Below are 12,065 nucleotides of genomic sequence, written 5' to 3' on the forward strand. Positions count from 1 at the left end.
TGGTTAATTACTCTTCAAGGCTTTTGTTGTAACGTATTCTTCCTAACTCATTGAGCTTATAACGATAGCTATGATTTGAGCAAAAAGGCCAACATGATGCTGGCCCTTTAATTTATACACCAATTAAATTGAGATTAGAATGTATAACGAATACCGATTTTAGCTCTCCACGCTGAAGAATCGGTAACTTCGGTGTAGTTACGAACGTCAGCACCATTATAGCGAGGTTCGATGATTAGCTTGCCATCATCGTCAAGGCCACCAAAGTCGTAAACGGCTTGGTCTGAATAACGAAGCTTTTTCTCTACACCCCAATCGCTATTGAGTAAATTAGCGAAGTTTTCAACCATTACGTAAAACTCACCTTTGTGATCTTTATAAAAACCAGGGATCTCTTGCTTAAAGCTTACATCCATTGTAGTTACCCAAGGTTGTGTGCCTGTGTTACGGTCTAACAGCTGGCCACGCTCAGAGATACCTGCACGGTTTAATAAGGTTTCAAGTTCTGCCCAAGATAGCTTTGATTCCGCCCAGTTAACGTTAGTATCGTCAGCACCGGTTGGAATATACGCTAAGTAGGCTGTAGAGCTATTAAAGTCACGTGTATCACCTAAGTCACTATCACGAAATTGACCCATTGTGTAGCTAAATGGGCGACCTGAGCGACGCTCAAAGAATACATTGAACTTAGAGGCATAACCATCGAAGAACTCAGTCTTATAGCTCATGGTAATCTTAAAGTTATGCTCAACTTCGTAGTGACCACGGCCAACTAAATCAACATTGCGGCTGTGTACAGTGGCATATTGGTAGTTACTTTGTGCTCGTGATGAGCTACCTGGGTTTACGTCTTCAACATCTTGATGTGTATAGCTTGTTGAAACGTATAGGCCATTGTCCCACTCTTTGGCAAGTGATGTGCTGAAGATGATTGAACGTCCATTCTCATCAGCATTAGTCATCATGATATCGAAGTTATCTTTTAAATCGCCTTCATAAATGCTGTCATAAATAGTACGGCCCGTTGCTGATGTGCCCACTGGCTTAATAGCCGTATTACGCCATACAGCTTCGTTTTCTTTTTTATGATAGGCAAGCTCTGCCGTCCACTTAAAGCCATCGCCGAGTAACTCTGAATCAAACTCGTACTCAAAGCCAACTTGTGCACGAACACTTGAAGGAAGCTCAAAGTTAGGGTCGGTGTAGTTTGTGCTACCAGCACCTTGTACTAATGAATTTTTGATTTCATCTGGTACACGCGTTATGTCTACTTGCTCAACACTTGCAAAGTAATCATTAATTGCATTTTGTGGTGCAGTTACATAGGTAATACCATCATTTTGGAATGATGCGTTGTACCACACATTTGGAATACCGCCTTGAAAACGCCCAATACCGCCGTTAATTGTCAAAGACTCAGTGGCATAATACTTAAAGCCAATACGCGGTAAAATGATATCTAACCCATCAAGGTTTTCTTGGTTAGTGTAGCCATAGGTATTTAAGAAGTTTTGATTAAGTTTAGCTTCATCACTTGATGATAAACGTTCATAACGAAGACCTGCAGTTACTTCTAAATCATCCGTTGGATAAAATTTATCTTCAACATAGAGTGCAAACTGGTTACGCGTAGAGTCGTAAGCCATGTCGTTGGCATTGTTGGTATATGCATTACCATAAGTGAACTGGTAGTTATCACGGTTTAAATGTAGCTTTTTATTTGCAAAGTCTTCTAAGCTTGCAAATGTCCAAGAACCGCGAGAGTTTTCAGCAAATAGATTATATAGGCGCAAATCTTTATATTGAACGCCAAAGCCCAGTTCGTGCTCGCCGAGTAGGTAAGTAGCGTCAAACGTCATTTCTAACGTTTCAGTTTCACCAATGTTATTGTGACGGAACTCGGTTGCGCCAAATTGGAAACCAGGGCCACGGCCGCCTTCAAGGTAAACCTCAATTGCGCCTAAATCTGAGTTTGTAACACTTGTGTTGCTTACATCTTTGTACGCTAGACCAAACTCAGTGGTAAAGTCATCAGACCAATCAGAGTATATCTTAGTTGCAAAGTTGTTGAACTTAGTTGTCATTGTGAAAAGGCTTGAGTTCATTTGTACGGTTGCTACACCGTCTTGAAAATCTCGCGCTTCTTCTTCGTTTTGCCATTGGTACGTGAAGTCTGCACGGTGTGCATCGTTGATGTTCCAACTTAATTTAACAAGAATGCTATCGCTGCTATCTTCAGGGTCGCTACCTAAAGAATCTTCAAGGCCATATACGTTGTTAAGCGTATTGATAAACGTATCGTAGTCTTCTTTGCTTGCGACAAACTCTTTCTCTGCGCCAGCAAAACCGTAACCCAACGATTTTTCTTTTTCCCAAGCATTGTAGTTAACGAAGTAGAATAATTCATCTTCGATGATCGCACCACCGGTACTGAAACCAAGGCGTTTCTCAGTTACTTCAGTCTCTACTTTGTTAGATGAGTATGTTCTGTGTCCGTCTTCATCTAATACAGGATCGCGACCATCAAAAAATTGCTCTATATTTTCTACTTTGCCGCCAAGACTTGGTGAGCTGTGCTCATAAAAGCCAGTGAAGGTATATTCGTTAGAACCTGATTTGGTTACAGCATTGATAGTACCACCACCAAAATTACCTTTTTTAGCAGAGAAAGGTGAAGCGTCTACAGAAATCTGCTCGATTGCATCCAATGCTACAGGTGGCTGTAGAGTAGGGTAACCTTTCTTCGAAAGACCAAAATCATCGTTTTGGCCGATTCCATCAACGGTTAAGTTGTTACTACGTGGGTTGTTACCAGCAATGGTTAGTTCGCCATCACCATTAATGCTTGCTAATGGATTGATACGAGCCACATCTTTAATATCGTTGTTAAAGCTTGGTGCATTTTCAATGGTTTCAGCGCCAAATACGCTGTTTGAACCGCCAGCTTGTTGTACGATTTTATAACCTGTAACTTCAATTTTTTCTACTTGTTGTAGTGGCTGAAGCTGGTTAATGATGCGGTGAGTATCACCAAGCTCAAGGAAGATATTATCTAATTGAGCATCTGTATATTTATCTGAGTCTAGTACGACGCGATAAGGACCGCCAACGCGTAAACCTTTTGCAATGAACGCACCAGAGTCATTCGTTTTAAAAGTACTGATTGTGCCCGTTGGTTCGTGAATAACTGTAACTTTAACGTTAGCAGCGGCATCGCCAGTTGGTGTGGTGATTTTACCGCGCATTGCAGATGAAGTGTCAGCAGCAAATGCACTTGCTGATACGCCAAGAGCGATTGCTAAAGCGCCGGCCACTTTGGTTAAGCGAACGTTTCTCATTGTGTTGTTTCCCGTGTGTTTAGGTTGTTTCAATTTAAAATAAATAAAGCTTAATTACCGCATCCATGTACAAAGTTCATTGAGCCATAATAAAAAGTTTGCCAGTCAATATGATTTTTAATTACACCAAAACACAGTTAGCCTTCCTTGAAGGCTAACTGTGTTGACTTATATGTTTATAAAATCAATCGATAGGAATTACTGCTTAGAAGTTATATTTAACACCAAAGCGAATTTCGTATAACGATGGTTTGATCTCAAAGTCAGTACCTGATGGATTATTAAACTTCTCGAATACGTATTGACCGTTATCGTTGATTGAAGCTGTTACTGCATTTTGCATAGAGTTGCCTTTTTCTAGCGTACCCCAATTATCATTTAATAAGTTGCCTACGTTTTTAATCACGAAGAACGCTGACCCTTTGTGACCTTCAGCAAAACCGCCAAATTCTTGCTCAACTTTAAGGTCAAACGTAACCCACCACTCGCCATCTTGCGAGTTACGGCCTTGAATGTGACCACGTGCTAAGCCTTCGCGCACAACCCAAGCATCGAAAGCTGCTTTGTCAAAGTCATCGCCATATACTACGTTGCTTGCATCAGCATCCGGTACGTATAGCAAATCACGGTTTCTGTCCGCATAGCCAAACATGCTAGAGCGTTGACCTGCAAATGTATATGAATACGGGTTTGTTACGCTTGCTTGACCGAATAAGCTGAACTTAGTGTCTAGGCCATCAAATAACTCTGTGTTATAAGCAAGTGTCATTGTCGCGCGGTGAGGCACTTCATAGTCAGATACTGAACGACTTGGGTTTTGTGGATCTGAAGTGGCGATTCCATGGAAATTTGAGAACGCGACTGAACTGTCCATTGGGTGTACGTCTTGTGCAACGGTGTATGCATATGAGAGTGCAAGGTCAATGCCGTTATCAAATGACTTATTCATACCAAACGACAATACATGGCTATAGCCGTCATCACCTTTCACATTAGTAAGCATTAAATCTGACTCACGTGAGTGAATGTCGTCGTTATAAATTGGACGTCTGTCAGGTGCGGTTTCGTTTGACGCTAGTGCAAGGTTTTTAACAAGTGCTGAGTCTTGTTTATCGGTATATAGATAATCTGCTGTAAATACGTAGTCAGACTCCGTAACGTATGTTGCACCCAAAGAAAACTTCCATTCTGATGGAATTTCAAAGTTTGGATCAGTTACGTTGGTACTATCATCAACACCGCCAGCACCAATGCTATCGTATAACGATTGCGGAATTGCATAGCCGGGTTTGCCACCATCTACAAAGGCAACTGCGTCAGGACCAAGTAATTGTAAGCCACGCGTGTTGTCTTGAATATTACGTACACCATCGTTTGAATAGCTGTTTGAGATCCAAACGTTTGGGTTACCGCCTGAGTACAAGCCAATACCGCCACGCAGTTCTAATTGGTCGTTAAACACCCAGTTAACACCTAAACGCGGCTGTAGTAAATCAACACCGTCTAGGTTTTGCTGGTTTGAAAAACCATAGCGACTGTCAAAATTTGCATTGTAGGCTGGCACATCATCACTGGTGTATTTATCATAACGAAGGCCTGCAGTAATCGTCATGTCGTAGTCGATTAAGTCGAACTTATCTTGGAAGTAAAAAGTATTTAATGCGTACTTAAATTCACCCGCTGCATCTTTTGGGTTGTGAGATGACGCATTACCATAATAAACACGTGCAACACCGTTACGTAGGTCTTCTATGCTCCCAAAACGGTGCTCACCTTCGTTATGCTGTACGAACATATTGAACACATCTAGTTCTTCACGCTCGTAGCCAAAATAAAGTTCATGGTCGTCAAGGTAGTAGGTACCTGCGAGCTTAAGCGATAGGTTATCGTACTTCAATTTGTTCGCTTGACGCGAATCATCAGGTCCGATGTAAACAGTGATATCATCAACATCTACTTGGAACTCACCGAATCCAGATGCTCTATCTAAAGAGGTTTGACGGTTATCTAGCTCTGAGTAGCCAAGACGTACTTCAGTCGTAAATACATCGTTCCAGTCAGAGTATATAGAAGTCACAAAAGACTGCAGCTCGGCACCACGCTCAAAAACGTGATTTGATAATGCGAGTTCGTCTGAATCGGCGTCAGATTGATTTAGTGAAAAACCATCGTTGTAGTTGTATACAAAGCTTGCTCTGTGATCATTGTTGATATTCCAATCAAGTTTCACAAGAATTTTCTCATCTTCAACGGGCATGCTAGGTACCATAGAGCCCGCATCATAACCATATGCGTCCTTTGTAATCGTAATGATTTCATCAATCGCTGTTTTACTGATCTTACCATTTGCATATGGGGTATAAGCGAAGATTTGCGAGCCTTCTAATTTTTCATAGCTCGTAAATAGGAACAAGGTATCTTTGATCAGAGGCATGCCAAAGTTATAGCCATAACGTTTTTCGCTATAGTTACCAGTTGGCTGCGGTTCACCATCGATTTTGTCACCCACAAGCGAATCATTGGTGTAATCGAAGAACACGCCACCAGTTAATTCATTAGTACCAGACTTTGTTACCGCGTTGATGTTACATGACGTAAAACCGCCGTATTGCACGTCAAATGGGGCTAGCTCAACGGCTACTTGTGCAATAGAGTCAAAAGAAAACGGGATACGTTCTGTTGGATAACCGTTGCTATTGAGGCCAAAGTTGTCGTTCATGCGCATACCATCAACAGTTAAGCTGTTGAAGCGAGGGTTACCACCAGCACATTGAATTGCACCAGCGTCACTTTCGTCAATATAAATCCGCGGGTCAGTACGTACAATGTCTTTGATATCACGGTTAATTGCAGGCATGTCTTGAAGATCTGCTAGAGAAAAATGCGTTGCAGGGCCTGTGCCGCCAGATTGCATGGTCATTGGGCGACCTGTTACAACAATCTGCTCCATGTTTTGCTGAGACTTTAGCTGTACCGACAAAGGGTATGTTTTACCTAATGAAAGGTAAATATCTTCAACCATTGTGTCTTCATATTTATCAGAATCAACGATAATTTGGTAAGGGCCACCGACACGTAGGCCTTTTGCAGAAAAAGTACCACTTTCATTAACTAGAGTTGTTTTTACAGAACCTGAAGGGGTGTGAATAATTGTAACTTTCGTGCCTGCTGCTGCATTACCCATAGGGCCAACGACTTGGCCTTTAAGGCCTGACGCCGTGTCATTTGCAAATGCAGCCCCACTTGTTGCTATATTTGCTGCGATTGCAAGTGATAGCGAGGTTTTGCGCAAAAGAGTTTTCATTATGTTGTTTCCCGTTTATTAGAACTTACTAGTTTTTTAATGTCGCAGTTTTAGAAGTCTTTAGCGCTTCTTTGAGTGGCTGCGCGTTTTTATCAAAAATTTGATTCAATAAACCAGCTAATCTAATCCCACTTTGTTGTAGGCGGGTTTTGACTGTTGGCATATATTTGTAAATGTACCCGTAACTTATTTCAGTTTCATTTAAGTTATAAATTTTTTCAGAAATATTATGTGATTCCAGCAACCAATCTGCAGGTTCACTGTCTAAGTACTCTTGTATAATAGCTTTATTTGACGTTTTTATGAAACTTGTAAACTCACTGTAAGAAAGTCGCTCATTTTCAATTAAGCGAGTATCCCATGTACTATGTAAGTTAGTTTTATCACCGAAGAATGTGACGCTAATTTTATTACCACCGTGGTCATCAGCGCGGCCAGCATGAAAAGGTTGGTGGCTGTCGCCAACAAGGTGAACTAAAAAACGCAGCGCAAAGCGCTTTTCGTCTACCGATGTTTTTTCAGATTCTAGGGTATTAATACCATAATAAATGCCATCAAGAATGTTCTTCACTTGCTCTTTTGAAGAAATATTGTGATGAACATGCTGATGCATGTTGTCAGCGTCTTTTATATTTATATAGTGCCATTTAGATGACTTCTTTTTCCAAAAAGTACTTTTGTTAGAGCGCATTTCGTCCGCCCAAGTTGATACTTCAGCAAGTGAATCGCCTTCTAATAATGGCTTTAGTGCGTGGGCGGTAGTAGAAGTAAGGTGCTGCGTTGCTAATTCGCCAACTATTCGGTGGCCGTTTTGGCCCCAAGCGAGTACTTGTGATGAGGTAACAATCGCCGTGGCGATCAGCAAGTTAGATATATTTTTTGTTAACATGACTTTTTACTCTGCGTAAAATGCGATAGGCAATCGCTATTTCAATAAGGTCAATTGTCCGTGTTTTTCAACAAAACAAAAGGAGTCAATGGTATTCATAATTTCTTGTTAATAAATTATATTAAACAATAGCTTATATTGATTAAGTAAAATTACCCATTGTAATAAGTAAGGAAAATTGTTGTAATGGAGGGGTTTATAGAACAAGAAGCGTTGAGTTTTGAATAATATCTATATTTTGCATAAAAAAACGACATTCTTTGTAGTGTTTTTACTCTTGTTGATATTTACCTGGGCATCGCCCAATGTACTGGTTAACAGTGAATTAAATAAGCTTTCACCTGTAAGTGCCTATTCGTATACATGTAAAATTAATCGCGAATCAAACTTAAGGGTCTTTAGAGTACATGTCCCGCTGCAGGGGCTAGCTAAAAAACTTTATGATACATTGTGTGATAACAATGTATTGGCTAAGCAATATGACTCGGTGGAAATATACTGGGGTGGAAGCCTTGCTGGACAAATAGAGTTTTTAGCCAAAGGTATTGCTGATTTGATTTTAAGCAAAGATAACGTGATGGAAGCGATGATGGCAGAGTCTACCCAACATTACATGCCATTAATAGGCTATCCAAGTTACACCGCGTTTTTTATTTCATCCAGAGAGAAACCGAAGATTGAGAAAGCATATTTTCTCGATAAAACCATTGGCTTAGTCGATTACCCAACTAGTCGATCAGGTCATATTTTGCCTAAACAAGTGTTTAAGCGCTTAGATATAGATTTATCAACGCTGAACGTGGTTTATGCAAGCTCTCACAGTGCGCTTAGAGAGTTACTGTCTAAAGGTGACGTAGATATCATTGCCTCTTATTGGCAAGAGCGCGATCAGCAGCGGTTTTCGCAAAACTATATTACTCCAATTGCAGACAATGTAACAGGGAGTAAGTGGTATCTCAAAATGGTTGATGAAAACACCGATTTAGCCTGTGCATTACAAAATACGATTAGCGATGTAGTAAATAAAATGCAATCTAATTATTTCAGTGGTTTAAATCACTACTGGCAATGTGAATCCGTGCCCTATGGCTTAATTGAAGGTAAAGCAAGTGAAGAATAAGCAGCGCCTATTGTTCAGCTTAATATTACTGGTTGTAATATTTTGCTTATTATTCAGCTTTTCACAAAGTTTGCTTATTAAGCGAGATGCAAAATTGGATTTGAGAACGTTGGCTGCGAGAGTCGCATTAGACCTAGAGATGTTGCCAATTGCAGATCCTTTATTTAATTATAGTGGCGATAAAAAAAGAACCGCTAAATATATATTAGAAATTAATGATAAGCTCCAACTGAATAAGTCTCGTATTACTGTGCTTGATATTGTTAGCGTAGGAAGTACAAACAAAGCACCCCGAGAAAATGCCTATTTATTAAAATCAGCACATAAGAATGTTGCACTGCTTTATGATATAAACACCCAACACAGTTGGATAAGCTATATTGTACCTGTTACCTTCGCAATTATGGCGTGGGTATTGTTCATTAGGACCTTTATTTTAAATCGCCAACACTCTAAAGAACAGCCAATTAGCACTGAGCTACATAAGCCTAAGCTAGTTGTTAACCTACACACTAAATGCATCCACTTAAGCAATAATGAGTCGCAACAGACCCAGCTTGCGAACAAGCCGCTGTGTTTTTACATTGCACTGGTAGAGTTTTGTGATAAAAATGCAGATGTTGTATTAAACCCAAATAAAGAAGCGCCCGAGGCGCTATTAATAATTGCAAATAGGTATTTTGAGCGTTTAACGGTGCTAGGGCATACCGTTAGGAAGAAACCAAACTTCTCTAACAGCTTAGAAAAAACCCTAAGTGAAATACGCGCTGCATTGGATGAAACTTTGGCAGGGCATCCCGATTTAAAAGCTAAGTATTATCCTCCAAAAGCATATGGAGAAGGGTCTCGTTCTAAATTACACAGCTATGGGTTATCTGAAATTAGCTTTGATGATGTTCAAGTAATAGGAAAGTAGTTAGGGAGGCTATAAACGCCTCCCTTAAATTAAAGTGAATTGACTTTAATAGGTGAGTATTTTTGTAAATAGGCTTTTAGTACGTCAGCGTCAGTCATGCTGGTTGGCTTAAAGCCCTCTAAAGATGATAGGTTAGGGTAGCCATCGCCACCTGCTGCATTGTAGCTATTGATACTCATACGATAGCGAGCATTTAAGTTCAGTGGTTCATTATTTATCATAATATTACTTAATTCCCCATCGATTATGTCAAATGAGAGTTTATGATATTGTAAATAAGCACCTGAATCTGGGGGGAAGCGGGCGACAATATTTAAATAGTCATATAAGTCAGCGCCGCTCCATTGCATTACAGTAATACGATTTTTAAATGGGTGTACTTTTAAAACGTCTTTATAACTCACTTCACCAGTATCAATGCTGTGGCGAATACCACCACCGCTTATGATGCCAAAATCTGCATCGACCGAGCTCATTTGCGCTTTGATAATTAAAGTCGCCAAGTTACTTTGTTTAAAACGTACTGTTGAACGTTTTCCATCTAGGTAACCATCAACATAGCCAACACTACCTTTGAGCTTTTGCTCTCCAAACGTTTGGTATGGTTTTAAAAAAGCCTTTAGTTCAGGGTCTGGCTGAATGTAATCGTTGATATATTCACCATCGGCATTTTTTAAGTTGACAGGAATTAGCTCATAACTGAGCAGTGTTTTGACACCGTTTTCAATTTTAAACTCAGCTTTGCCAACATACTTTCCCCATTCATGTGCTTGCATTATCCACACACCGTTTTGTTGATCAGGTGCGCAGGCTTTGCCAGGCGCAAACTGGTTATCTGGCTTACCTTGAGCATCGATACAAACAGGCTCTTGAGAATGGCCACCAATTATCATATCAATGGTATTAGGCGCTATATTTCGTGCCAATGTTACGTCACCAGGGGCGTTTATACCAAAACTCGCGTCATGAAAGTGGCCCATATGTGTAACTGCTATTACTACATCAACATGATGTTTAGCTTTGAGTGAATCAACAACAGAGCTAAGCGCAGCAGCAGGCTCGACAAAAATAAGGTCGCCTAAGTACTGCGGGTTAGCTATTTTGGCGGTATCTGTGGTGGTTAAACCAACAATAGCTATTGATAACCCTTGCTTATTAACAATCGTGTAAGGCTGATAAGCGTGGCTATTGTCTGCGGCATGTAAAATATTTGCAGAAAGTAGCGGGAAATTAGCCCACTTTTGTTGTTGCTCAAGTACGTTAAGGGGATTGTCAAACTCATGGTTACCGATTGCCATAGCATCATAGCCTAGCAAGCTCATTGCTTTGAAATCGGGTTCGGCTAACTGTAAATCTGATTCTGGTATACCTGTATTGATATCACCCCCAGACAATAGCAAAACGGCATGACCTTTTTGCTTTGCTTGAGTACGCAGGTTATCTAATAAGGTCTTACGAGCAGCCATACCATATTCGCCTTGTTCGTTATGCCAAAAGCGACCATGGTTATCATTGGTGTGTAAAACAGTTAGAAACTGGGGGCTACCTGAAGGTGAAAGCTGACAAGAAGATAGTAAGATGCAAGTAAGCATCGCAAAAATAATGCGCATATAACTCTTTATAAGGGTAAACTAACTATGCGCCTATTTTAAACTAAAAACTCTAAAGAGAAACCTATAAAATTATGAATTTTTAGTGTTTTTGAAAGTGGCTAATACGGCATCTTCACGGCGTAACAATTCTTGCCTTGCTAGCTGTGATTTATCGTGATTTATTTCAACCATCCAATTTAAAAAGCTAGCTGGTAATCTTGTATATGGTTCCCCTACATGAAGGCCAAAGTCACATATTGGCATTTCATTGTTCATTATTATTATCCTCTATGTTTGTATGCGCTACATGCTAACAAAATACACAGTTAATTAAAGAACAAAACGTTACATATTTAAGGTTTTTAATACCAATTGGTTATATTAATGTTGCCAGTAGAGATAACCACTGTAGAAAAACAAGCCCGCAGCCAATTAAAAACAGTCTAAAGCGTGTTTTTATATGATTGCTAGTAATATGTACAATGCTATGAGCTATGCGGGTAACTACAAACAACAAGCTACTGATGGCAAAAAACCAACCAGCACTATTTAAATGTAATGCTAATAGAGCCACTACAAAAAATAGTATCGGCACTTCAAATTGGTTCTCAAAGTTTCGACTGGCTAACAATACCGCCTCTGGTGCGTGGTTTAGTTGCATGGTTTTGAAGTCTTCTTTTTTGAGGTTACCCTCACGCGCCGCTGCAAAGCGCCTGCGACCCATAATAATCATTATCCAAAAAGTGAGAGTGGTTTGTACAAACATCGAAATGATAACAATAAATGTTGGTGAGATGAGCATAATACATAGTCCTTGGTTTACAGAGTGTTACAATCAATTCTGTTTAGTGGTTGCAAATTGTAACCATAGTAAAGACTATGGGTATTATAAGGCAAATATAAAAT

At 40.0% G+C, this 12,065-nt stretch carries 8 protein-coding genes; 2 read left to right on the forward strand and 6 right to left on the reverse strand.

Annotated elements, in window-relative coordinates; all coding sequences use genetic code 11:
• Positions 1 to 134: 134 nt before the first annotated feature.
• The 3 genes from SANK73390_RS03410 to SANK73390_RS03420 form a co-directional block, all read right to left on the reverse strand.
• Complete coding sequence (locus SANK73390_RS03410) at positions 135 to 3,338, reverse strand: TonB-dependent receptor (RefSeq protein WP_462763542.1); 3,204 nt, start codon at positions 3,336 to 3,338, stop codon at positions 135 to 137.
• A 205-nt stretch (positions 3,339 to 3,543) separates the two neighbouring features.
• Positions 3,544 to 6,642 carry a TonB-dependent receptor gene (locus SANK73390_RS03415; RefSeq protein WP_462763545.1) on the reverse strand — a complete coding sequence of 1,033 codons (3,099 nt, stop codon included), beginning with the start codon at positions 6,640 to 6,642 and terminating at the stop codon, positions 3,544 to 3,546.
• A 28-nt stretch (positions 6,643 to 6,670) separates the two neighbouring features.
• Positions 6,671 to 7,531, reverse strand: a complete 861-nt coding sequence (locus SANK73390_RS03420) for a S1/P1 nuclease (protein WP_462763548.1) — start codon at positions 7,529 to 7,531, stop codon at positions 6,671 to 6,673.
• 220 nt (positions 7,532 to 7,751) lie between these two features.
• Between SANK73390_RS03420 and SANK73390_RS03425 the strand changes: the two genes are divergently transcribed.
• Both SANK73390_RS03425 and SANK73390_RS03430 read left to right on the forward strand, forming a co-directional pair.
• Complete coding sequence (locus tag SANK73390_RS03425) at positions 7,752 to 8,651, forward strand: PhnD/SsuA/transferrin family substrate-binding protein (protein WP_462763550.1); 900 nt, start codon at positions 7,752 to 7,754, stop codon at positions 8,649 to 8,651.
• The gene (locus SANK73390_RS03430) at positions 8,641 to 9,567 is read left to right on the forward strand and encodes a hypothetical protein (RefSeq protein WP_462763553.1); all 927 of its coding nucleotides are present in this window, start codon (positions 8,641 to 8,643) and stop codon (positions 9,565 to 9,567) included. Before SANK73390_RS03425 ends, SANK73390_RS03430 begins: the two co-directional genes overlap by 11 nt.
• Positions 9,568 to 9,596: 29 nt before the next feature.
• On the opposite strand, the gene ushA is transcribed toward SANK73390_RS03430, so the two are convergent.
• The 3 genes from ushA to SANK73390_RS03445 form a co-directional block, all read right to left on the reverse strand.
• Positions 9,597 to 11,177, reverse strand: coding sequence for a bifunctional UDP-sugar hydrolase/5'-nucleotidase UshA (gene ushA / locus SANK73390_RS03435; RefSeq protein ID WP_462763556.1), 1,581 nt, complete (start codon positions 11,175 to 11,177; stop codon positions 9,597 to 9,599).
• Positions 11,178 to 11,249: 72 nt separating this feature from the next.
• Positions 11,250 to 11,435 carry a hypothetical protein gene (locus tag SANK73390_RS03440; protein WP_462763559.1) on the reverse strand — a complete coding sequence of 62 codons (186 nt, stop codon included), beginning with the start codon at positions 11,433 to 11,435 and terminating at the stop codon, positions 11,250 to 11,252.
• A gap of 100 nt (positions 11,436 to 11,535) precedes the next feature.
• Complete coding sequence (locus SANK73390_RS03445; RefSeq protein ID WP_462763562.1) at positions 11,536 to 11,961, reverse strand: MAPEG family protein; 426 nt, start codon at positions 11,959 to 11,961, stop codon at positions 11,536 to 11,538.
• Positions 11,962 to 12,065 lie beyond the last annotated feature (104 nt).

The organism is Pseudoalteromonas sp. SANK 73390 (assembly GCF_054966645.1).